Raw genomic sequence first — 22,029 nt, 5'->3', positions numbered from 1 at the left:
CGCTCCAATCCGGACGCCCTGCATTCCCGCGCCGTAACCGACGCCCCCGATGGAGTGCATTGCAGACCGACACCTCGAACCGCTCTTTGCGCGCTCGTTGTGAAGAAAATGCGGCAACCGCGATTGGCGGCCGCCGCGAAAACCGATACCCGGCCGGCTCTCCAACCGTATCCGTCCGCGGCCGTCAACCGCCCGCCCCCATCTTGGCGTCGGCGAAGATCGCGATCGCCGCGCCGATGCTCCCGGCCGCCTTCGCGCGCCATTCCGGGTCTTCCAGCTTGGCGACGTCCTTGGGGTTGGAGAGATAGCCGAGCTCCACGAGCACGGAAGGCACGTCGGGCGCGCGCAGGACGCGGAAACCGGCCGAGCGCTGCGGATTGTTGATGAGTTCGATCGTGTCCGACAGTTCGCCGACCAGCGAGCGTGCGAAGCTCACCGAAAATCCATGCGTCTCGCGCCTCACCAGGTCGAACAGGATGTCGGCGACCTGCTGGTTTTCCTCCGCGATCTCGATCCCCGCCACGGAGTCGGCAAGGTTCTCGCGCTCGGCCGCCGCCTTGGCGAGGCTGTCGGACGCCTTCTCGGAGATCGTGTAGACGGTCGCGCCGCTTATGTTCCTGATGTTGATCGTGTCGGCGTGGATCGAGATGAACAGGTCCGCCTCGTGCTGCCGGGCGATCCCCACCCTCTCGTCGAGCCGCAGGAACGTGTCGTCGTCCCGCGTCAGGAACACGTTGTAGCGGCCGCTCTGCTCGAGTTGCTCCTGGAGGACCTTGGAGAAGGTGAGCGTGATTTCCTTCTCGGCGGTCCCGTCGACCGCCTTGGCTCCGCCGTCTATCCCGCCATGGCCGGGGTCGATCACCACGGTGAACGGACGATCCGGCCGCTCCGGCGAATCTCCCAGACGGTCCTTCTTGTCCTCGTTCACGGTCGAGCCGGTCGTCTCGGCCTGATCGGCGAGCGCCTGCTCGAAGGCAGCTTCCGAGTCGGCCACCATGTCGACCACCAGGCGATAGCCGGGCGAATTCTCGTTCTCGAGCATCGACAGCTTCTCGACCGTGAAGGGGCCGGTGGTGCTCAGGATCATCCGGGAACTGCCGTTGCCGAGATTTCCGTAGCGGACGCCGCCGATCAGTCCGCGCGGTTCGAGCGCCTCCGCGTCGAACGCGAACAGCGTTTCCGGCAGGTCGATCACGAGCCGGTGCGGCGCGCGGAGCAGGAACCACTTCAGCTGCGGCTCCTTGTCGAACTCCATCACCACCCGCGCCCGCGACGCATCGCCCGCCATGCGGTAGCCGCGCGCCATCATCGCCTCCTCGGCGTGGATCGGAGCCGGAGGGGCACCAATGGCGAACAGCGTCAGCACGGTGGCCAGCACGACCGCGGTTTTCGATCGCGCAGCGAATCGGAAGGTTCTCAGCAGACCTTTCAAATCGACCTCGCCCATACATTGCATGGTTTCCGGAGCCCCCGGAGAATCATACGTTAACGGATCGTATCCGCACGCGGTTAACCAAGCCTTGCAGGCTCCACACGACGCTCCGTCGGCTTTGCCGGCATCGGAATCGGGGGTTGCCTTCGACGCTGTCAAATCATAAAAGCGTCGTCGGATTACTTCAACGCTCGGGCTCGCCCCGCTGCCTCCCATTTCCCTACCGGAGGCGATCCGCGCAATCCAGCAACGGCTCGATCCTGGGCGCGTAGTGGTCCCCGAGGTTTTCGTCAAGGCGTTCGCGGTCAACCGGATGCCTTGAGTGATGAAAACGGCCGGAAGCGTTTTCCGCGCCGGCTCTGTATGAGCAAAGAGCTGGTCCGGCTCGCCCGGGCCTAGGTTGTAATGGTTCCGCCTGGAAACGCGATGGCTTTTGGCGCTTCAAGAACTGCATCCCGCGACACCCGCGCCGCTTCGGCTGCGGTAGGATGCGTTCCGGCGCTGCTCTCGCGCGTGACGGTGGACGACAGATTGTCCGGCACGACTTCGACTGTCCCGCGGCGCGGCGCTCCAACGCCACGGCCCCCGGCAGCGGCTGCCGGGGAGACATTGGATAATGCCCAACAAAATGCTTATAGACGCCTCCCACCGGGAGGAGACGCGCGTTGTCGTAACACGCGGTAACCGCATCGAAGAATTCGACTTCGAATCGCAAGACAAGAAACAGCTCAAGGGAAACATCTACCTCGCCCGCGTCACGCGGGTCGAACCGTCGCTTCAGGCGGCGTTCGTCGAGTATGGCGGCAACCGCCACGGTTTCCTCGCCTTCAGCGAAATCCATCCCGACTACTACCAGATCCCCTTCGCCGATCGTCAGGCCCTGCTGCGCGCGGAAGCCGAAGCGGCCGAGGAGGACGACGAGGACGACGAGGAGGAGCGCTCCGAGCGCGGCAAGTCGAAGCGCCGCCGTGGCGGTCGCAGTCGCGGCCGCAACCGCAAGGAGGCGTCGGGCTCCGACGCCGACGAGGCGTCGACGGACAACTGGGAGGATTCCTCGGGCGACACGTCCGCCGCCGAGAGCGGGTCGGAAGAGACCGCATCCGCCGAGGAACCGCAGGAAGACGACCAACCCCCCTTCGACCAGCACCCGAACGACGATGACGACGGCGACGATGACGATTCGCCGCGTGGCGGCGGGACCATGGCTGCCGCCGTCTCTGCCGACGTCGTCTCGGAATCGCTTTCCGACGACGAGGCCTCCGAAGAGCCGGTCCGCTCGCGTGGCCGCAGGCGCGGCGGCGATGCACCGGGCAATGGCGATCACGACGAGAACGGCAACGGCGACGAGCGCGACGAGGTCGAATCGGTCGGCGCCGAGGACGCGCTGGAGGAACTGCCGAACCGGCGCAAGGCGTACCGCAAGCAGTACAAGATCCAGGAGGTCATCAAGCGCCGCCAGATCCTGCTCGTCCAGGTCGTCAAGGAGGAGCGCGGCAACAAGGGCGCGGCTCTCACCACCTACCTGTCGCTCGCGGGGCGCTATTCCGTCCTGATGCCGAACACGGCGCGCGGCGGCGGCATTTCGCGCAAGATCACCAGCGCGCCGGATCGCAAGCGCCTGAAGGATGTCGTCAAGGAACTCGAGGTGCCGCAGGGCATGGGCGTCATCCTGCGCACCGCCGGTGCCAACCGTACCAAGGCTGAGATCAAGCGCGACTACGAATACCTGATGCGCATGTGGGAGAACGTCCGCACGCTCACGCTGCAGTCGACCGCGCCCTGCCTCGTCTACGAGGAAGGAAGCCTGATCAAGCGCTCGGTGCGCGACCTCTACAACAAGGACATCGACGAAATCCTCGTCGCGGGAGAGGACGGCTACCGCGAGGCCAAGGACTTCATGCGCATGCTGATGCCCAGCCATGCCAAGGTGGTCCAGCCCTACCGCGACGTCGTGCCGATCTTCGCCCGCAACGGCATCGAGGCACAGCTGGACCGGATGCTGCAGCCGCAGGTGACGCTGAAGTCGGGCGGCTACATCATCATCAACCAGACCGAGGCCCTGGTCTCGATCGACGTCAACTCGGGACGCTCCACCAAGGAGCACTCCATCGAGGACACCGCCCTCCAGACCAACCTGGAGGCGGCCGAGGAAGTGGCGCGGCAGCTCAGGCTGCGCGACCTCGCTGGCCTGATCGTCATCGACTTCATCGACATGGAGGAGAAGCGCAACAACCGCTCCGTCGAGAAGCGCCTGAAGGATCACCTCAAGCAGGATCGCGCCCGCATCCAGGTGGGCCGCATCTCGCATTTCGGGCTTCTGGAGATGTCGCGCCAGCGCATCCGCGCCAGCGTGCTCGAATCGACGATGAAGCCCTGCTCGCATTGCGGCGGCACCGGCCACGTGCGCTCCGATTCGTCGGTCGCGCTGCACGTCGTGCGGGCGATCGAGGAGTACCTGCTCAAGGACAACCGCAGCCACATCACCGTGCGTACGCCGGTGGCGACCGCGCTATACGTCCTCAACCACAAGCGCAGCAACATCGTCGATCTGGAGCAGCGTTTCGGGTTGACCATCACCATCGAGGCCGACGAGAGCATCGGCACGCAGCACTACGCCATCACGCGTGGCGCAGCGGTCGAGAAGCCGGTGATCATCCCCGTGCTTCCATCCTTCGCCGCGGTCGAAGAGGACGACGTCATCGATGTCGAACCGGAGGCAGAGGAGGAGCAGGAAGAGGTCGCCGAGACCGAAGCCCGTTCGCCGCAGCCGCGTCGCGACGATGGCGAGGAAGGACAGGGCCGCAAGCGCCGCAGGCGCCGGCGGCGCCGTGGCGGGCGCGATCGCGACCACACGGACGATAACGGTCAGACGGCCGGGGCGTCGTCGGACGACGGCGAGGAGACGTCCGGCGCGGGCGGTGCCGACGCCGAGGCAATTGCGGAAGCTGACACCGGTAACTCCGGCGAGACCGTCACGTCAGGCACCGACGATGACGAGCCCAGGAAGCGGCGGCGCGGCAAGCGCGGCGGTCGCAAGAACCGGCGCGAGGACGGCGAGACCGCCGAGGCCGGCGACGAGACCACCGGCGAAGCCGAAGCGGCGGCCGTCACCGAGGACCACCCCGTGACCCCGCCGGTGGCCGAGCCGTCGTCAGACGCTCCGGCCGAGGTGGCGACCGAGACTGCCGCCGAAGGCGCGGCCGAAGCGCCAGCGGAAGAGGCTCCGGCCAAGCCGAAGCGCAAGCCCCGCAAGAGCACGAAGAAGGCGGCGGCCGAGGCGGTCGCGGAAGCGCCTGCTGCCAGCGAGGAGGTCCCTCCGACATTCGGGGCGGCCGAGACGGCGGCTGAAGCATCCACGGCAGCCGAACCCGCCGCGCCGGTCCAGGAAGTCGAGCAGGCAAAGCCGGTGGAAGAGGCCGAGCCTGCAGAGGCCGCTGCGACCGCCGAGGAAACCGAGGCCGCCCGCCCGACCCGGCGCAAGCCCGGCAGCGCCACGGCAAGCGAGCCGGTCGTCACCTCCACCGTCCCGGGCGAGCAGCCCGCCGGCGAAGAGGCCAAGCCGCGCAAGGCCGGCTGGTGGCAGCGCAAGAGCTTCTTCTGAAAGCTTCTCCTGCGGAAATGACATGGGGCGCCGGATCACATCCGGCGCCCCTTTCCGTTTCGGCGATCGATACTCCCCTTTTCAGGGCGCGAAGACCGACCAGTTCATGACCTTCGCCAGCCTCTCCAGCGCCAGCGAGCCGAGCTTGGAGTTGCCGTTGGCGTTCAGCCCCGGCGACCAGACCGCGATGGAGGCGACGCCGGGCACCACCGCGAGAATGCCGCCGCCGACCCCGCTCTTGCCGGGAATGCCGACGCGGAATGCGAACTCGCCCGATCCGTCATAGTGGCCGCAGGTCAGCATCAGGGCATTGATGCGCCGTGCGCGTTCCGTCGAGATCACCGTGTGGCCGGTTCCGGAATGACGCCCGCCATTGGCGAGGTAGCGGCCCGCCAGCGCGAGCTGACGGCAGGTCATGGCGAAGGCGCAGTGGTGGAAGTAGACCCCGAGCGCCATCTCCGGCGCATGGGTGAGATTGCCGAAGGAGCGCATGTAGTTGGCGAGCGCGTAGTTGCGAAAGCCGGTCGCCTGCTCCGAGGCCGCGACCGACCGGTCGATGTAAACGCTGTCGTCGTCGCACAGGAACTGCACGAAGCGCAGGATCTCGCCGATCGCCTCGCGCGGCTGATGGCCCGCCAGAAGCACGTCGGTGACGACGATCGCGCCCGCGTTGACGAACGGGTTGCGCGGTATCCCGTGCTCGTGCTCGAGCTGCACGATCGAGTTGAACGGGTTGCCCGACGGTTCGCGGCCGACGCGCTGCCACAGCGAATCGCCGATCTTCCCCAGTGCAAGCGTCAGGGTGAAGACCTTCGAGACGCTCTGGATCGAGAAGGGCTCGTCGGCGTCGCCCTCAGCGAACACGCGCCCGTCGTTCATGGCAACCGCAATGCCGAATCGCTGCGGATCGACCTTGCCGAGTTGCGGGATATAGGTCGCGACCGAGCCGCGATCCCTGGCCTCCGCCATTTCGGCGGCGACCTGCGCCAGCGCCGTTTCGATCTCCGCCATGGTCAGGCCCGCCCCAGCCAGCGTTCCAGCCGGTCCATGGCTTCCACCATGTCGGCGGGCGAGCCGGCATAGGAGAAGCGCATGGTCCGGTGGCCGTTCACGGGGTCGAAGTCATGGCCCGGCGTCGCCGCGACATGCGCCTCGGCGATCATGCGGCGGGCGAAGTCCATGCTGTCGTTGGTGTGCCGCGACACGTCGCAATAGGCGTAGAAGGCGCCGTCCGGCGGAGCCGCGATGCCGAAGCCGAGCTTCGGGAGGCGTTCGAGCAGCATCTTTCGGCTCTGTGCGTAGCGCGCCTTAACCGCCTCGAGTTCGCCGGTCCCCTCGAAGGCGCGGATGGCCGCGTACTGCGACAGCTCCGGCGCCGAGATGTAGAGGCTCTGCTGGATCCGTTCGACCGGCCGCAGCAGCTCTTTAGGCAGGACCATCCAGCCGATCCGCCACCCGGTCATGCAGTAGTATTTCGAGAAGGAGTTGATCACCACGGTGTCCGGGTCGATCGCCAGCGCCGTCGTATCGGGCTGCTCGTAGGCGAGCCGATGGTAGATTTCGTCCGAAATGACGGAGACGCCGAGGTCTTCGGCCGTCCGCAGGATGCGGACGATCTCGTCACGCGGGATGACCGAGCCGGTCGGGTTGGCGGGGCTGGCGAAGAGGAGCCCCTTGAACGGCCACGACCGATGCGCCTCCTCCAGATGCCTCGCCGTCAGGTAGCCGTCGCCAGCGAGATCGATCTCGACCGCCTCGATTCCGAGTACCTTCAGGATGTTGCGGTAGGCCGGATAGCCGGGCGCGGTGATGGCGACGCGGTCGCCCGCGTCGAACATGGCGAGGAATGCCAGGTTGAACGCCGCGGACGAGCCGGTCGTCGCGACGATCCGGTCAGCGGGAACCTCGACACCGTAGTGATCGAGATAGTGCCGCGCGATCGCCTGCCGCAGCGACATCAGCCCGGACGCATCGGTGTAGCCGATCCTGCCCTCGCGCGCGGCCTGCGCGGCGGCCTCGCGCACAGGCCGCGGCGCGGGATCGGAAGGCTGGCCGACGGCCATCGAGATCACGGGTATGCCGGCGGACTTCAGCCGGTTGGCCTCCGCCAGCACGTCCATCGCGTGGAACGGCTCGATGTCGCTGCGTCTTGATATCGTCGCTTTCATCCATTCCTGTCCCTGGCGTGCCGACTCGCACCGGCGCCGTAGAATTGCCGGATTGCCGTGCGGATCACAAAACCATGAAAAAGGCAGCCATGCCTTCCACCGCCCGACAAGCTCGTCTACGAGTTGCGCAATGTCTCTGCTCCTGAAATCGATCTCGCGGTTCGCCGGCCGTTCCTTGCGCGGAGTAGCCACATCGCTGGCGGTTCTGCAACTGGTGGCGGGCGCGCCGGTCGCGGCGCAGGCCCAGCAGCGATCGCTGCCGATCGTGCGCGATGCGGAGATCGAGACCTTGCTGCGCGACTATGCCAAGCCGATCTTCGCGGCGGCCGGCTTGCAGAAGGCCGGCGTCGACATCGTGCTCGTGAACGACCCGAGCTTCAACGCCTTCGTTGCCGGCCGCCGCATGTTCATCAACACCGGTGCTCTGCTGACCGCAGAGACTCCTAGCGAGATCATCGGCGTGATCGCCCACGAGGCCGGTCATCTGGCGGGCGGACATCAGGAGCGGCTGCGCGACCAGCTGGCCCGGGCCCAGACCATGGCGGTCGTGGCGACGCTGCTAGGCCTCGGCGCGACCGTCGGCGGGGCGCTCGCCAACAGTGGCGGCATCGCGCAGTCGGGTGCCGGTATCGCCATGGGCGGAGCGGAAATCGCGCGGCGGAGCCTGCTCGGCTACCAGCGGACCGAGGAACTGGCCGCCGACCGCTCGGCGCTCGAGTATCTGCGCAAGACGGGCCAGTCGGCGGAGGGCATGCTGAAGACCTTCAGCCGCTTCGCCAGCGCGCTCGCGCTTTCGGGCGCGCGGATCGACCCGTATCAGGTCAGCCACCCGATGCCGCGCGAGCGCATCGCCAATCTCGAAGTCGTCGCCCGCGAGAGCCCGTACTTCGGCAACAAGGACGCCGCCTCGCTGCAGGCGCGCCACGACCTGATGCGCGCCAAGATCGCCGCCTACACCGAAGGACCGAACGCCACGGCGCGGCTGTTCCGCTACGATCCGGTCGGCCTGCCGGCGCGGTATGCCGACGTCGTCAACACGCATCTGCGCGGCAGCCCGGCGAATGCCCTGGCAAAGGTGGACGCGCTGCTGAAGGACTACCCGAAGAACCCGTATTTCCACGAGATACGCGGCGAGATCCTGATGCGCGCCAACAAGCCATCGGAGGCCGCGAAAGCCTATTCGGCGGCGCTGTCGCTCGCGCCGGGCAAGCCCGATCTCATCCAGATCCAGCGCGGCAAGGCGCTGATCGCCACCGGCGACGAGAAAGCCATCCGGCAGGCGGTGAAGGAAATCAGGGAAGCCCTGCGCCCGGACGGCGACAATCCCGACGCCTACTTCCACCTGGCACAGGCCTATGGCCGCCTGGGAGACGTCGGCGAAGCCGAACTGGCGACCGCGGAAGCTCACTTCTATTCCGCTTCCTACAAGGAAGCGCGCATCTTCGCCGCGCGCGCGCAGCAGAAATTCAAGACGGGCGCCCCGGGTTGGGTCCGCGCCCAGGACATCATCAACATGAAGCCGCCGCGCAAATGACGGGCGGCTCCGGCCGGAAAGGGTGACCATGAGGAAGTTTCTCGGTTTCAGCGTCGCGGGGGTCGCCGTCGCGGCGGCGATTGCCATCTCCGGCTTCGCGGCTGGTCCGCAACCCGTCCTGGCGCAGGAAACGGTCGCGCCCGCCTCCATGGACCGCGCGGCGATCGAAGCGATCATCCGCGACTACCTCCTCACCAATCCGGAAGTGCTGCTCGAAGCGCAGGCGGCACTCGAAGCCAAGCAGAAGGAAGAGCAGCGCGTCGCGCAGCTGGAGACGATCCGGGCCGCCAACGAGCACATCTTCTCGTCCGAGCACGACGGCATCTACGGGAATCCAGAGGCCAAATACACGCTGGTCGAGTTCTTCGACTACAATTGCGGCTACTGCAAACGGGCGATGGGCGACATGCTGGCCATGACCGAGGCCAATCCGGACGTGCGCTTCGTGCTCAAGGAATTCCCCATCCTCGGGCCTGATTCGATGCAGGCGCACGTGGTCTCGATGGCCTTTCACAAGCTGATGCCGGAAAAGTACGGCGAGTTCCATGCGGAACTGCTGGGCGGCGCCGCCAAGGCGGACGAAGACAGCGCGATGAAGATCGCTTTGTCGCTAGGCGCCGACGAGGCGGCGATGCGCGAGGCCATGGAAGACCCGGCCATCAACGAGACCTTCGGCAAGACCTACGAACTCGCGAACCAGCTCGGCATCTCCGGCACTCCTTCCTACGTGGTGGGCGAGGAAGTCATCTACGGCGCGCTCGGCCGGCAGGTGCTGGAAGAGAAGGTCGCCAATCTCGAACAGTGCGGCGAGGCGACCTGCTGAGGCGCCTGCCGCGGCGTTCACCCCTCGAAGGCTGTGTAGAGCGCAAGATGGGCACTTGCGCTCTTTCGCTTGAGTCCTATGGCTACTATAGAGGGTCCCGCCGCGTCATAGCGGTCGCGCACGGCTCCAGCGAGCCTCGCGACCGGCGTGCCACGTGGGCGGTTCCCACCGCGTCCGGGGGAAGACCGTCGGTGGCCTCGCGGGCGCGGCGCGACAAGTTTGGAAGGAACGAACGTTCGATGGCGACAAAGAACCCCGTCGTGGACCAGCAGCTCATCAGAGATCTCGCAGGCATCCTGAACGAGACGAACCTCTCGGAAATCGAGGTCGAGCAAGGCGATCTGCGCGTTCGGGTCTCGCGCCAGAACGCTCCCATTCACGCGTTCGCCAATGCACCGGCGCCGCAGTACCAGGAGCGTCCCTCCGGCGCGTCACAGGTCGCCCCCGCCGCGACCACGCCTGCTCCGCCCTCCGACAAGATCGTCCCCTCGCCCATGGTCGGCACCGCCTACGCCGCCCCCTCGCCCGGCTCTCCTCCCTTCGTCGAGATCGGCCAGAAGGTGCGCGAGGGCCAGACGCTGCTCATCATCGAGGCGATGAAGACGATGAACCAGATTCCGTCGCCGCGCGCGGGCACCGTGACGCAGATCCTCTTCGAGGACACCCAGCCGGTCGAGTATGGCGAACCGCTCGTCGTGATCGAGTAGGGGTCGCATGTTCCAGAAGATCCTCATCGCCAATCGCGGGGAAATCGCTCTCAGGGTACTGCGCGCGGCCAAGGAGCTCGGCATCCAGACGGTGGCCGTGCATTCGACCGCCGATGCCGACGCCATGCATGTGCGGCTAGCCGACGAGAGCGTGTGCATCGGACCGCCGCCTTCGCGCGACAGCTACCTCAACATCCACCAGATCGTCGCCGCCTGCGAGATCACCGGCGCGGACGCCATCCATCCGGGCTACGGCTTCCTGTCTGAGAACGCCCGCTTCGCCGACATCCTGGCGGCCCACAACATCACCTTCATCGGTCCCTCCGGCGACCACATCCGGGTCATGGGCGACAAGATCGAGGCCAAGCGCACGGCCAAGCGGCTCGGCATCCCGGTCGTCCCGGGGTCCGATGGCGCCGTGACCGAAGAGAAGGACGCCAGGCGCATCGCCGCCGAGATCGGCTATCCCGTCATCATCAAGGCCTCTGCCGGCGGCGGCGGGCGCGGCATGAAGGTCGCGCACACCGAGGACGATCTCGTGGTCGCACTCGCCACGGCGCGCTCGGAAGCGGGTGCCGCCTTCGGCGACGACGCGGTCTACATCGAGAAGTACCTCGAGAAGCCCCGCCACATCGAGGTCCAGGTCATGGGCGACGGGCGCGGCGCCGGTATCCACCTCGGCGAACGCGACTGCTCGCTGCAGCGCCGCCACCAGAAGGTCTGGGAAGAGGCCAATTCCCCTGCCCTCAACGCGGAGGAACGCGCGCGCATCGGCGGCATCTGCGCCAATGCCATCGCCGACCTCGGCTATTCGGGCGCGGGTACCATCGAATTCCTCTACGAGAACGGCGAGTTCTATTTCATCGAAATGAACACGCGCCTGCAGGTCGAGCATCCGGTGACTGAGGCGATCACCGGCATCGATCTCGTGCACGAGCAGATCCGCGTCGCGTCCGGCGGTGGGCTCTCGGTGAAGCAGGACGACATCCGCTTCCAGGGCCACGCCATCGAGTGCCGCATCAACGCCGAGGACCCGCGCACCTTCACGCCCTCGCCCGGCACGATCAGCCATTTCCACACGCCGGGTGGCCTCGGCATCCGCGTCGATTCGGGGGTCTACTCGGGCTACCGGATCCCGCCCTACTACGACAGCCTGATCGGCAAGCTGATCGTGCACGGACGCAACCGCGTCGAATGCATGATGCGCCTGCGGCGCGCGCTGGACGAGTTCGTGGTCGACGGCATCAAGACCACCCTGCCGCTGTTCAGGGACCTCGTCGGCAACCGCGACATCGCGAACGGCGACTACGACATCCATTGGCTCGAGAAGTACCTGGCGGCCAAGGACTGACCGAAGGTTCCGCGATGGAACGCCCCTTCGCACCCGGCTACCGAATTCCGCCGGACCTGTTGCTCAAGGCCTACTCGACGGGCGTCTTCCCGATGGCCGAGAGTGCCGACGATCCGGAGGTCTTCTGGGTCCGGCCCGAAATACGCGGCATCATCCCGCTCGACGATTTCCACGTGCCGAACAGCTTGCGCAAGACCATCCGCAAGGGTCTTTTCGCCATCGATTTCGACCGCGATTTCGACGGAGTGATCGAAGGTTGCGCCGAGGCGCGTCAGGGCCGCCCCAGCACCTGGATCAACGCACCGATCCGCGAGGCCTACGCGCAACTCTTCGAACGGGGGCACTGCCACACGGTCGAGGCGCGGGTTGGCGAACGGCTCGTCGGCGGCCTCTACGGCGTGACGCTGGGGCGCACCTTCTTCGGGGAAAGCATGTTCTCGCGCGAACCCGACGCCTCCAAGGTCTGCCTCGTGGCGCTGGTCGAACGCCTGCGCGAACGCGGCTTCATCCTGCTCGACACGCAGTTCACGACCGAGCACCTGAAGCGCTTCGGCGCCGTCGACGTGCCGCGGCGGCGCTACGAACGGATGCTGGCGGCGGCGATCGAGGGCGAGGCGACGTTCAGCCCCTAAGCCGTCAGTCCGCGCTCGCGGCCTCCGGCGCCGGCACTTCGGACTCCTGCTTGCAGTCCTTCAGCCAGACGTCGTAGACGGCGTGCTCAACGGCGTTGAGGCCGGGGCTTTCGGCGAACATCCAGCCCGAGAAGATCCGCCGTATCTTGCGGTCGAGCGTGATCTCGTCGACCTCGACGAAGGAATCGGTCTTCGATTCCGCCGTGTCGGGGCTGGAATAGCACACCCGCGGCGTCACCTGGAGGGCGCCGAACTGGACCGTCTCGTCGACATAGACGTCGAAATTGATGATGCGCCCGGTGATCTTGTCGATCCCGGTGAACTCCGCCACCGGATTGGTGATCCGCGCGGGCGGCGCGGGCTCTGCCGCCGTCTCGCTCTCGCTCGATGCGGGGAAATTCTCCTGGATGGTGATCGACTGCGCCGGAGCGACCCCCGTCAGGACCGACACGACGGCGACACAGCCGAGCGAGCGCAACAGGGACGAGAATGCCGTCTGTGTCATGAGCTTCCGACCGTATCCTCTGCGCGACATCTGCGAGCGCCGCCATGATGGCCGCGCCCGATCAACATCCGGTTAACCAAGGATTGTGGCGACAAGTAAACCGTCTTGGCGGCGAGCGTCAGCCGCCCGGCGTCCAGGCGTCGTAATCTCCGGTCACGTGCGGCCGGTCGCCGGGGCGCAGCACCGAGCCCTTCGGACGATAGGCCTTCCAGGTGCCGGTGTGATTCGGCTCGTGCGGCTTCTGCCACTCGCGCGGCTTGTAGTCCTCCGCCGGCGGTGGCGTGTCGACGCGGTGATGCATCCAGCCATACCAGCCCGGCGGGATCCGGGTCGCCTCCGACACACCGTTGTAGATCACCCAGCGGCGCGCGCGGCCTTCGGAGTCCGTGCCGCCCTCGTAGTACATGTTGCCCTCGTCGTCCTTGCCGACGAAGGTTCCGTTCCGCCACGTGTGGAAACGCGTGCCGAGGGTCTGGCCGTGCCACCAGGTGAACAGCTGCAGGAGAAACTTCTTCATCGGATACCTCGCGAAGGCATGGTGGCCTTATGGCGTCGGGCGACCGCGAACGCAAGGGGCGCGTCGCGCAGGGTTCCGCAGGCGTCGCATTCTCCTTGCGCGGAAAACCGGCGTCATGCTTGACGCGCATCAACGAGGCGCCCCAATGGCGCCGCTATTGACGATGATCTGTTCCAGTGCGGCATTTTCGGAGGATATGCGCATGGTTTCCGATCTCATGGCACGGCAGGGAAACTGGCTGTTCCGGTGGCGAAGCTACCTGCTTCTCGGGCTCGCTCCGCTGTTCCTCGTCGCCCTCACCCGGCCGGAAGCGGTCGAGGCCGAATTCGGGTCCCTGGTCGACTCCCTCTACGAGGCCGCCTGCATCGCGCTCGCCTTCGCCGGGCTTGCGATCAGGGCTGTCACCGTCGGCTATGTGCCGGCCGGCACCTCCGGTCGCAACACGCGCGGCCAGCTCGCCGAAACGCTCAACACCACCGGTCTCTATTCGCTGACGCGCAACCCGCTCTATCTCGGCAACGCCGTCATCTACATGGCGATCGCCGCCTTCACGCAGGACGTCTTCGTGGTCGTCATCATGGGCCTGTTCCTGTGGCTCTATCTGGAGCGCATCATCGCGGCGGAGGAAGCCTTCCTGGTGGCGAAGTTCGGCGAGGTCTACCTTGCCTGGGCCAAGCAGACGCCCGTCTTCCTGCCGCGCCTCAAGGACTGGCGCGCGCCGGTCCTGCAGTTCTCGGTCCGCAACGTCCTGCGCCGAGAATATTCCGGCTTCTTCGCGATCGTAGCCGCGTTCTTCCTCGTCGACCAGTTGCACGAGTACCTGACGGAGCATCCTGAAAGCGTCGACCCGACCTGGACGGTCACGCTGGCGGGCGGGGCGATGCTCTACCTGTTCCTGCGCACCCTGAAGAAGCGCACGCGCCTCCTCGACGTCGCCGGCCGTTAGAACGCGGCATCGGACTACGGACGGGACCCGAGCCGCTTCCTAGCCGAGCTTCATCTTGAAGGCGTAGTGGCTGCGTGCGAAGCCCAGCCGCTCGTAGAAGCGGTGCGCGGCTTCGCGCTGCATGTTCGAGGAAAGCTGCACCTGGCCCGCGCCCGCGTCGCGCGCCATGCGAATCGCCGCCCGCATCATGGCTTCGCCGATGCCGCGCCCGCGGATGTCGGCGCGGGTCTGCACCGCCTCGACGGTCATCACCAGGCGCCCCTGCCCCGTCATCATCCGGGTCAGCGTCGTCTGGAACGTGCCGACCACTTCGCCGTCGAGTTCGGCGACGAACAGCGTGTCGCAGGGACTGGCCGAGATGCTGCGGAATGCCTCGAGATAGGAGGGATAGGCCGATTCCTCGACCGTATCGCCATGGCCGCCTATGGAATCGTCGGCGAAGAGCGCGGCCAGCGAGCGGACGTCCTCCTCGCGCGCCTCACGGATCACGGGAACGACTGACGGCTGTTTCAATTTTGTTGTCTCCGGCTATGGTGCGCCCCGTTCTCCGGGCCGTCCCGGCTCTAGCTCCAGCAAAGAGGAAATTCGAGATGGTATCGCGCTTCGCATTCGCCGCCACGGCGATGCTGGCCCTCTCTTCCGGCGCGTCCGCCCAGGGCCAGGGACCGGTCGGCATCGCCTTCGTCGAGGCGCCGGAGATGTCCAGCGGAGTCTGCACGGCCGGCAATCCCGACGCGGGTTTCGCCTGTGCGCGCGCAAAATGCATGGAAAGCGGAGCGCAGGCGCGAGACTGCCTGCGGGTGGCCTGGTGCTTCCCATCCGGCTGGAGCGTCGACGTCTTCATGCAGCACCGCGAGGGACCGCACTGGCACGAATACAGCTGCGGCTGGCAGACGCGCGAAGCCGCGATGAAGGCGGCGGAGGTCAAATGCGACCCGGGCTTGAACGAACATCTGATCGAATGCACGGCCGTGCGCGTATGGGATCCCCAGGGCGCAGAGACGGACGTGCAATGAACTGCCTATATCTCGCGGCAGCGTCGGCGTGACCGGCCCTCGGCAAGCCGCTGCGCGCGCGGATAGCCAGTTCACGACAAACCTCGCCGGCATCCTGTGTGCGATGGGCGCGGCGACGGCCTTCTCGCTCAACGACGTCGCCATCAAATGGCTGTCGGGCGATTATCCCCTGCACGAGATCACCTTCTTCCGCAGCCTGTTCGCGATCTGCATCACGCTGGCGGTCTTCGTGCCGCTCGAAGGGTCGTACCGGAGCCTCCTGAGCCGTCGCCTGCGTTTCCACGCGCTTCGCGGCGCCATCGTGGTCACCGCCAACATGGCCTTCTACACCGGGCTGGCGACCCTGCCGCTCGGAGAGGCGACGGCGATCTATTTCGTCTCGCCGCTGTTCATCACCGCGCTGTCCGTGCTGCTCTTGGGCGAGACCGTCGGCCCTCGCCGCTGGATCGCCGTGCTGGCCGGGCTGGCGGGCGTCGTCATCGTCATCCGGCCGGGCGGCTCCGCCTTCCAGTACGCGGCTCTCCTGCCGCTCTTCGCGGCCTTCTTCTATGCCCTGCTCCAGATCACCACCCGCAAGATCGGCGTGACGGAGAAGGCCTCGACGCTCTCCTTCTACCTGAACTTCGTCTTCATCCTGTTCTCGGGCATGATCGGCCTGATGTTCGGCGACGGCCGCTTCAGCGGTACCGGCAGCGCCAACCTCGAATTCCTGCTGCGCGCCTGGATCTGGCCGCCGGCATCGGACCTCCTGCTGCTCGCCGGCATCGGCCTCATCGGCTCCGTCGGCGGCTATCTCGTCAGTCAGGCCTACCGGATCTCGCAGGCGGGGCTCATCGCGCCGTTCGAATACGTCGCCATGCCGCTCGCGATCTTCTGGAGCATCGCGATCTGGGGTGACTGGCCGGACGCGATCGCCTGGGTCGGCATCGTGCTCATCGCCGGCGCGGGTCTGTTCGTGTTTTTTAGGGAGATGGCGCTTGGAAATCCGCTGCGCTGGAAGGCGGCACTGCGCCGGGGGCGGTGATCAGGCGAGCTTGCGCTCGAAGATCAGCGCCGGAATGCCCGAATCCTGCTTGCCGCAATTCTGCGTGCTGCCCGCCTCGACGAAGCCTTCAGCCGCGTAGAAGCCGATCGCCTTGGCGTTCGCCGCCTCCACTTCGAGCCGGACCGTCCTGGCATCGGGAAAGCTGTCGATGATCTCGTCCAGCAGCATCCCGCCGACGCCGCGGCCTTGCCGGCCCGGGCGCACATAGAGCTGGTGCAGCATCACCGTCTTGCCGTCCTCGGGCGCACTGGCGAACGCCATGCCGGCGATCTCGGCGCCGTCGTCGGCGACGATGAATTCCGCGTCCAGCCGATCGAGGCGTGCGTGGAGCGAGGCGAGCGAGTGCCAGTCGTCGTTGATCGCGGTCACGCGCTCGGCGCCGTAGATCGCATCGTAGGTCGCGTGCCAGGTTTCCACCAGCAGGGCGCGGATCGCAGGCAGGTCGAGCTCACCGGCTGTGCGGACGAACATGCTCACTCGACTCCGAGCTTTTCCTTCACCAGCGCGTTGACCGCCTGGGGGTTGGCCTTGCCGCCGGTGGCCTTCATCACCTGGCCGACGAACCAGCCGGCCATGCTCGGCTTCGCCTTCGCCTGCTCCACCTTGTCGGGGTTCGCCGCGATGACCTCGTCCACCGCCTTTTCGATCGCGCTGGTGTCGGTCACCTGCTTCATGCCGCGGCTCTCGACCAGTTCGCGCGGGTCGCCGCCCTCGTTCCATACGAGTTCGAACAGGTCCTTGGCGATCTTGCCGGAGATCGTTCCTTCCCGGATCAGGTCGATGATGGCGCCGAGCTGGGCGGCTGAAACCGGAGTCTCTTCAATGTCCTTGCCGGACTTGTTCAAGGCGCCCAGGAGGTCGTTGATGACCCAGTTCGCGGCCATCTTGCCGTCGCGTCCCTCCGCCACCTTCTCGAAGAAGTCGGCCGTCGCCTTCTCGGCGACCAGCACGGAGGCGTCGTAGGCCGACAGCCCCATCTCCTTCACGAAGCGCTGCTTCTTCTGGTCGGGAAGCTCCGGCAGACCTTCGGCGAGCGCGTCGACATAGGCCTGGTCGAACTCGAGCGGCAGAAGGTCCGGATCGGGGAAATAGCGGTAGTCGTGCGCCTCTTCCTTGGAGCGCATCGAGCGCGTCTCGCCCTTCACCGGGTCGAAGAGCCGCGTCTCCTGGTCGATCTTGCCGCCATCCTCCAGGATCGCGATCTGGCGCCGCGCCTCCGATTCGATCGCCTGGCCGATGAAGCGGATCGAGTTGACGTTCTTGATCTCGCAGCGCGTGCCGAACTCGCCGCCAGGCTTGCGCACCGAGACGTTGACGTCGGCGCGCAGCGAGCCCTCGTCCATGTTGCCGTCGCAGGTGCCGAGATAGCGCATGATGGTGCGCAGCTTGGTCACATAGGCCTTGGCCTCGTCGGCGGAACGGATGTCGGGCTTCGACACGATCTCCATCAGCGCCACGCCGGAGCGGTTCAGGTCGACATAGGACATGGTCGGATGCTGGTCGTGCAGGGATTTTCCGGCGTCCTGTTCCAGATGGAGACGCTCGATCCCGACCTCGATATCCTCGAAATTGCCCTGCCGGTCCGGACCGACCGACACCACCACCTTGCCCTCGCCGACGATCGGCTGCTTGTACTGCGAAATCTGGTAGCCCTGCGGCAGATCGGGATAGAAGTAATTCTTGCGGTCGAACACGGACCGGAGATGGATTTCGGCCTTCAGCCCCAGTCCGGTACGGATCGCCTGCTTCACGCACTCCTCGTTGATCACCGGCAGCATGCCGGGCATGGCCGCGTCGACCAGGCTGACGTTGGCGTTGGGGGCGCCGCCGAAGCCGGTCGAGGCGCCCGAAAAGAGCTTGGAATTCGAGGTCACCTGGGCGTGCACTTCCAGCCCGACGATGATCTCCCAATCCCCCGTCGCGCCGGAAATCAGCCGCTTCGGATCGGGCGTGCGCGTGTCGATGATGCTCATTGCGGCTCGAAAACCTCGAAAGTCGGGACTTCGCCGTTCGCTAGAACAATCCCCGCATCGTGGCAAGGCTTGCCGGCGCTTGATCCATGTCAAGGCGTCCTAAGGCCCCCGCCCCGACAATCAATTCCAGATTCTCGCGGAGGCACAGCGTCATGGGATACTTCAAGCTTCTCGACCGCATTTCGAACAGGGCCGATCTCATGGAGCGCATGATGCGCAAGCTCGGGGTGCGCGAGGCGGTGACGCAGATGCCGGACGCGCCGTCGGTCATGCGCAACGCCACCATCCGCTGCGTCTCCTGCAGCCACTCGAAGGAATGCGCCTCATGGCTCGACGCGGCGACCGCTCCGGCGCACGCGCCCGGCTACTGCCGCAACCGCGAACTCTTCGAGTTCGTCGCCGACGCGTAGAACAGAACTCGGGCGATCCTCCACTTCGAGCTGATTGCCACTGCACCGTGGCAGTGACGGGCCTCCACGATCGGCGCAAGCCGTGGTGCCGACCGCCACCGCCTAGATCGCATCCTGTCCAGCATATCTCGATGGCGGCAATCCGACGAAGCGCGTGAACGCGGTGCTGAAGGCGCTTGCCGATCCATATCCCACGCGTTCCGCGACCTCCTGTATGCCGATTTCGTTGCGCTGCAGGAGGTTCTTGGCCAGAGCCATGCGCCACGAAAGCAGGTATTCCATGGGAGCGACTCCCATGGCACGGCGGAACCTGTTGAAGAACGCGGAACGGGACATCGCGGCCTCGCCGGCGAGTTGCTCGACCGTCCAGGCCTTCGTCGGATCCTCGTGCAGGCGGCGAAGCGCGGACGCCAGGCGTTCGTCCGCGAGCCCGCGCAGGAGCCCGTGAGGAACCGCGCCTCCCCCGGCAGAGCGCAGCGCTTCGAGAAGCAGTACCTCCAGCAAGCGCGACAGAACCGCTTCGCGTGCGGGCCGCCGGAAGCCCGCCTCCTCCGTCACGAGTTGGACGATGGCCGACAGCCGCTGGTCGTCGCGAACATGCACCAGTCGCGGCAGGAGCGACACGAGCAAGGCCGCGTCCGGCGTACCGAAGACGAAATGGCTCACGAGAAGCCTCGATTCGGCCGGCCCGTCGGGATTGCCGCGTCTCGTCTCGTCGGCAAGCCGGGTGACGGTCGACGGATCCACATCGTCCGCGCCAGCCTCCTTCAGGCTCGACATGGTGAAACCATGGACCGCCGGAATGAGCACGAAATCCCCCTCGCGGAGGATGATGGGCGCGCTCCCGTCGACCTCGAGGCGAGACGACCCCTCGAGCAGGACGCAATAGAACGGGTGGCCCGTCGCAGGTCGCCTGACCCGCCAGGCGCCAGCGCCGCTGACCACCTTCGAGACACGGGCGCTGGGCTGGAGCAAGCCGACGACGTCCGACAAGGGATCGCCCATTCGATACTCCCGATAATGAGATGTGGACGGTACGTCATAGCAAGTCCGGCCCGCGAAGCCTAGCCTCCTCGTCATCCAGACAGACAGGAGAGATGCATGAAGACAGTTCTTATTACCGGATGCTCGTCCGGCTTCGGGTTGGAGATCGCCAGGCACTTTCTGGAGCGGGACTGGAGGGTCGTCGCAACGATGCGGTCTCCGCGCGCGGACGTCCTGCCGGCCTCCCGGAATCTCGAAATCGTCGCCCTCGACGTCAGGGACCCGGACCGCATCCGACACTTGGTCGAAACCGCCGGCGATATCGACGTGCTCGTCAACAACGCCGGGATCGGCTGGATGAACGCGCTCGAAGGGACGAGCATGGACGTGGCGCGCGACGTGTTCGAGACGAATGTCTTCGGCACGATCGCCATGACGCAGGCGGTGCTGCCCCGGTTCAGGGAGCGTAAGTCCGGTGTCATCGTCAACGTGTCGTCCAGCGTGACGCTGAAGCCGCTGCCGCTGCTGTCGGTCTATACGGCCAGCAAGGCGGCGGTGAATGCGTTCTCCGAATCGGTCGCGCTGGAACTGGCACAGTTCAACGTGCGGGTGAGGATCGTGCTGCCGGGCCGCTCTCCCGCGACCAGCTTCGGCGACAGTGCGCGGTCGCGCATTCAGGACGAGGGCGGATTTCCGGAAGCGTACTCATCCTTCGTCGGGACCGTGTTCGCCGGTCGCGATCAGGGAGCATCGGAAATCACCCATCCGGTCGATGTCGCCGAGGCCGTCTGGCGCGCCGCGACCGACCCCTCCTGCCCCATGCACCTTCCGGCCGGAGCCGACGCCGTGGCACTGGCCGCGTAATCGGCGCCGAGGCGGCCCCGGGACAGGTGGTTGCCGTCGTGGGGCGACCACCTGATCCGCGCTACCAGTCGAAGTTCCGCCCTACGCCGTGGCGATGTAGTTGCGGATTTCCTGCGCCTCGTGCTCAACCTCCTCGATGCGCTTCTTGACGACGTCGCCGATCGAGATGATGCCGACGAGCTTGCCGTCGCGTTCCACCGGGAGATGCCGGAAGCGCCCCGCGGTCATGATTTCCATGACCTGGTTGATGGTGTTGTCCTCGTGACAGACCTTCACCTTCGAAGTCATCGCGGAAGAAAGAGGCTTCTGGAGCATCGAGGGCCCCTCCGCGCCCAGCATGCGCACGATGTCGCGTTCGGAGAGAATACCGGCGATGCGTCCCTCTCCCTTCGTGACGACGACCGCGCCGATGCGCTTGTCCGCCAGAAGGCTCACGGCCTCCGCCAGCGAGCTGTCCGGCGCGATCGTTACGACTTCGCTGCCCTTTTCGGCGAGAATGTTCTTGACCAGCATGCGCGTCCTCCTTGGATCGCGGATCGGCAGGCCGCCCCCTTTCGACCGTCCGCCGCTTCAAGGATGGTGCTATCGTAATTCCGCCAATGCAAGGCCGTTTCAGCCCCAACCACCCCGCCGGTCGAAAAGCCTGATCCCGAGGAAGCCCGCAAGGAAGCCGCCGATATGCGCTTCCCACGCGATCACGCCCTCGGCGCCCGGAATGCCGCTGGCGAGCCCCGTCGCCAGGTTCACGATCATCCAGACCGCGAGAAAGGTCACCACCGCGCGGGTGCGGAAGGTCTCGCCGATCGACAGGAGCGGCCCGGAGAAAGTCGACTTTCCTCTCCCTCGCTCGGTTCTGAATCCGAAACGCGCGGCGGCGCCCATCATGCCGGAGATCGCGCCCGAGGCGCCGACCAGCGGCGCCTGGCTGTCCATGTGCAGCACGTAGTGCAGCGTGACGGCGGCCAGAGACGTCGCGCACCAGAACAGGACGAACCGCCCCGCCCCCAGCCGCGTCGCCAGCGGCGACCCGAAGGCGGCGAGCCAGATCATGTTGATGACGAGATGCGCCACGCTGCCGTGAAGCAAGGAATAGGTCAGCGGGCTCGTCACGGCCCAGATCTCGAACAGGTACTGGCCCGAGTAGCGGACGGGTATGAATGCGCCCGCGATGATCAGTTCCAGATCCTGCTGCGGCGATAGCACGTAGAGCCGCAGGAGATGGAGCCCGGCGCACACGGCGATGAAGGCGAGCACGACGCGCGGGATGTTGAAGGCCGGCTCGCGCGGGCGCGGCGGCGGCGGACCTCCCGGTTCGTCCCTTTGGCTCGTGTCTTCGAGGGGATTGGCTGTCACTGTCGATGCTCCGCGTCTGGCCGCCATATAGGGTCGGCAAGGCTGCCGCTCCAATGCCGGACATGCGCGCAGATCGTTAACAAAAAAGGGCCGTCCAGGGTTTCCCCTGAACGGCCGGCCGAGTCCCTACCCAAGTCCCCGAGATAGTCCCAAGCCGAAATTCTGCTT

Annotated in this window: 22 protein-coding genes; 11 read left to right on the top strand and 11 right to left on the bottom strand. The window is 66.2% G+C overall.

What is annotated here, in order from left to right:
- Window positions 1–184: 184 nt before the first annotated feature.
- The gene (locus BSQ44_RS11790) at window positions 185–1,378 is read right to left on the bottom strand and encodes an N-acetylmuramoyl-L-alanine amidase (RefSeq protein WP_378216401.1); all 1,194 of its coding nucleotides are present in this window, start codon (window positions 1,376–1,378) and stop codon (window positions 185–187) included.
- 670 nt (window positions 1,379–2,048) lie between these two features.
- Between BSQ44_RS11790 and BSQ44_RS11785 the strand changes: the two genes are divergently transcribed.
- Window positions 2,049–5,033: an Rne/Rng family ribonuclease gene (locus BSQ44_RS11785; protein ID WP_072604299.1), complete on the top strand. Its 2,985-nt coding sequence runs from the start codon at window positions 2,049–2,051 to the stop codon at window positions 5,031–5,033.
- Window positions 5,034–5,114: 81 nt separating this feature from the next.
- On the opposite strand, the gene BSQ44_RS11780 is transcribed toward BSQ44_RS11785, so the two are convergent.
- Window positions 5,115–6,044 (bottom strand): glutaminase, encoded by a 930-nt coding sequence (locus BSQ44_RS11780; protein WP_072604297.1) that lies wholly within the window; start codon window positions 6,042–6,044, stop codon window positions 5,115–5,117.
- Between the two features lie 2 nt (window positions 6,045–6,046).
- The gene (locus BSQ44_RS11775; RefSeq protein WP_072604295.1) at window positions 6,047–7,201 is read right to left on the bottom strand and encodes a pyridoxal phosphate-dependent aminotransferase; all 1,155 of its coding nucleotides are present in this window, start codon (window positions 7,199–7,201) and stop codon (window positions 6,047–6,049) included.
- Between the two features lie 130 nt (window positions 7,202–7,331).
- Here BSQ44_RS11775 and BSQ44_RS11770 point away from each other — a divergent pair, with 130 nt between their 5' ends.
- The 5 genes from BSQ44_RS11770 to aat all read left to right on the top strand — a co-directional run bounded on the left by BSQ44_RS11770 (window position 7,332) and on the right by aat (window position 12,248).
- The gene (locus BSQ44_RS11770; protein ID WP_083534710.1) at window positions 7,332–8,735 is read left to right on the top strand and encodes a M48 family metalloprotease; all 1,404 of its coding nucleotides are present in this window, start codon (window positions 7,332–7,334) and stop codon (window positions 8,733–8,735) included.
- 28 nt (window positions 8,736–8,763) lie between these two features.
- Window positions 8,764–9,558 (top strand): DsbA family protein, encoded by a 795-nt coding sequence (locus BSQ44_RS11765; protein WP_072604291.1) that lies wholly within the window; start codon window positions 8,764–8,766, stop codon window positions 9,556–9,558.
- A gap of 239 nt (window positions 9,559–9,797) precedes the next feature.
- Window positions 9,798–10,265 (top strand): acetyl-CoA carboxylase biotin carboxyl carrier protein, encoded by a 468-nt coding sequence (gene accB / locus BSQ44_RS11760; RefSeq protein WP_072608016.1) that lies wholly within the window; start codon window positions 9,798–9,800, stop codon window positions 10,263–10,265.
- A 7-nt stretch (window positions 10,266–10,272) separates the two neighbouring features.
- Window positions 10,273–11,616, top strand: a complete 1,344-nt coding sequence (accC, locus tag BSQ44_RS11755; protein ID WP_072604289.1) for an acetyl-CoA carboxylase biotin carboxylase subunit — start codon at window positions 10,273–10,275, stop codon at window positions 11,614–11,616.
- Between the two features lie 14 nt (window positions 11,617–11,630).
- On the top strand, window positions 11,631–12,248 hold the full coding sequence (gene aat, locus BSQ44_RS11750) for a leucyl/phenylalanyl-tRNA--protein transferase (protein ID WP_072604287.1): 618 nt from the start codon (window positions 11,631–11,633) through the stop codon (window positions 12,246–12,248).
- Between the two features lie 4 nt (window positions 12,249–12,252).
- On the opposite strand, the gene BSQ44_RS11745 is transcribed toward aat, so the two are convergent.
- Window positions 12,253–12,753, bottom strand: a complete 501-nt coding sequence (locus tag BSQ44_RS11745) for a DUF2155 domain-containing protein (RefSeq protein WP_072604285.1) — start codon at window positions 12,751–12,753, stop codon at window positions 12,253–12,255.
- Window positions 12,754–12,871: 118 nt separating this feature from the next.
- Complete coding sequence (locus tag BSQ44_RS11740; RefSeq protein WP_072604283.1) at window positions 12,872–13,270, bottom strand: NADH:ubiquinone oxidoreductase subunit NDUFA12; 399 nt, start codon at window positions 13,268–13,270, stop codon at window positions 12,872–12,874.
- 202 nt (window positions 13,271–13,472) lie between these two features.
- Between BSQ44_RS11740 and BSQ44_RS11735 the strand changes: the two genes are divergently transcribed.
- Entirely contained in the window at window positions 13,473–14,216 is a 744-nt protein-coding gene (locus BSQ44_RS11735) for a methyltransferase family protein (protein WP_083534709.1), read from the top strand.
- Between the two features lie 39 nt (window positions 14,217–14,255).
- Here the strand turns inward: BSQ44_RS11735 and BSQ44_RS11730 are convergent, their stop codons facing one another.
- On the bottom strand, window positions 14,256–14,729 hold the full coding sequence (locus BSQ44_RS11730) for a GNAT family N-acetyltransferase (RefSeq protein WP_072604278.1): 474 nt from the start codon (window positions 14,727–14,729) through the stop codon (window positions 14,256–14,258).
- A gap of 77 nt (window positions 14,730–14,806) precedes the next feature.
- Between BSQ44_RS11730 and BSQ44_RS11725 the strand changes: the two genes are divergently transcribed.
- A complete protein-coding gene (locus BSQ44_RS11725) occupies window positions 14,807–15,232 on the top strand; it encodes a hypothetical protein (protein WP_072604276.1) in 426 nt (141 codons plus the stop codon).
- A gap of 28 nt (window positions 15,233–15,260) precedes the next feature.
- Window positions 15,261–16,256: a DMT family transporter gene (locus tag BSQ44_RS11720; RefSeq protein ID WP_210187936.1), complete on the top strand. Its 996-nt coding sequence runs from the start codon at window positions 15,261–15,263 to the stop codon at window positions 16,254–16,256.
- On the opposite strand, the gene BSQ44_RS11715 is transcribed toward BSQ44_RS11720, so the two are convergent.
- Window positions 16,257–16,748, bottom strand: coding sequence for a GNAT family N-acetyltransferase (locus tag BSQ44_RS11715; RefSeq protein WP_072604271.1), 492 nt, complete (start codon window positions 16,746–16,748; stop codon window positions 16,257–16,259). It abuts the gene before it with no gap.
- 2 nt (window positions 16,749–16,750) lie between these two features.
- Complete coding sequence (gene gatB / locus BSQ44_RS11710; protein WP_072604269.1) at window positions 16,751–18,250, bottom strand: Asp-tRNA(Asn)/Glu-tRNA(Gln) amidotransferase subunit GatB; 1,500 nt, start codon at window positions 18,248–18,250, stop codon at window positions 16,751–16,753.
- 152 nt (window positions 18,251–18,402) lie between these two features.
- Here gatB and BSQ44_RS11705 point away from each other — a divergent pair, with 152 nt between their 5' ends.
- The gene (locus tag BSQ44_RS11705; RefSeq protein ID WP_072604267.1) at window positions 18,403–18,660 is read left to right on the top strand and encodes a DUF6455 family protein; all 258 of its coding nucleotides are present in this window, start codon (window positions 18,403–18,405) and stop codon (window positions 18,658–18,660) included.
- Between the two features lie 102 nt (window positions 18,661–18,762).
- Here BSQ44_RS11705 and BSQ44_RS11700 read toward each other — a convergent pair whose 3' ends face one another.
- Window positions 18,763–19,665: an AraC family transcriptional regulator gene (locus tag BSQ44_RS11700; RefSeq protein WP_072604264.1), complete on the bottom strand. Its 903-nt coding sequence runs from the start codon at window positions 19,663–19,665 to the stop codon at window positions 18,763–18,765.
- Window positions 19,666–19,761: 96 nt separating this feature from the next.
- Here BSQ44_RS11700 and BSQ44_RS11695 point away from each other — a divergent pair, with 96 nt between their 5' ends.
- Window positions 19,762–20,508 carry an SDR family oxidoreductase gene (locus BSQ44_RS11695; protein ID WP_072604262.1) on the top strand — a complete coding sequence of 249 codons (747 nt, stop codon included), beginning with the start codon at window positions 19,762–19,764 and terminating at the stop codon, window positions 20,506–20,508.
- Between the two features lie 81 nt (window positions 20,509–20,589).
- On the opposite strand, the gene BSQ44_RS11690 is transcribed toward BSQ44_RS11695, so the two are convergent.
- Window positions 20,590–21,021, bottom strand: coding sequence for a CBS domain-containing protein (locus BSQ44_RS11690; RefSeq protein WP_072604259.1), 432 nt, complete (start codon window positions 21,019–21,021; stop codon window positions 20,590–20,592).
- 99 nt (window positions 21,022–21,120) lie between these two features.
- Window positions 21,121–21,861: a rhomboid family intramembrane serine protease gene (locus tag BSQ44_RS11685; RefSeq protein ID WP_072604257.1), complete on the bottom strand. Its 741-nt coding sequence runs from the start codon at window positions 21,859–21,861 to the stop codon at window positions 21,121–21,123.
- Window positions 21,862–22,029: the final 168 nt, after the last annotated feature.

Source organism: Aquibium oceanicum, from assembly GCF_001889605.1.
Taxonomy (GTDB): domain Bacteria; phylum Pseudomonadota; class Alphaproteobacteria; order Rhizobiales; family Rhizobiaceae; genus Aquibium; species Aquibium oceanicum.
The sequence above is the reverse complement of the archived record's forward strand: the minus strand, read 5'-3'. Positions and strand labels throughout refer to the sequence as shown.